Source organism: Streptococcus suis, from assembly GCF_002960445.1.
Lineage (GTDB): Bacteria > Bacillota > Bacilli > Lactobacillales > Streptococcaceae > Streptococcus > Streptococcus hyiners.
In genome coordinates this window covers 1-321 of record NZ_POJD01000044.1, presented here as the reverse complement: position 1 = coordinate 321, position 321 = coordinate 1, and the positions used below count along the sequence as shown (strand labels likewise).

General features: G+C 42.4%; 1 protein-coding gene. It reads right to left on the bottom strand.

The window, feature by feature from the left end; translation table 11 throughout:
- On the bottom strand, positions 1–321 hold a 321-nt coding region (locus tag C1G53_RS00230; RefSeq protein ID WP_161941334.1), incomplete at both ends, for a PTS transporter subunit EIIC.

The window sequence follows — 321 nt, the reverse complement described above, 5'->3', positions numbered from 1 at the left end:
CCCCGAAGAAACCAAGAAAGGCTGGTAATTCAATTTTTCGATATTTATTGTGTAAAGTTGCAACAGTGATACCAATCGCTAAAGCGCCCAAAACTCCAGTATCAATGCTTGCTCCCTTATCAGCAAAAAGAGTTAAAAATCCACTAATAGTAGCCGTATAAACCAAGTATGCAACCCCAGCAGATAGGCCAGCAGTCCCCTTATCAGCATCTGCCAAACCTACAGCAACACCAATTGCAAAAATCAATGCTAAATTCGCAAATACCGCACTACCTGCCGTACTCATGATAGTGAATACAGCTTGCAACCACGCTTGATCCA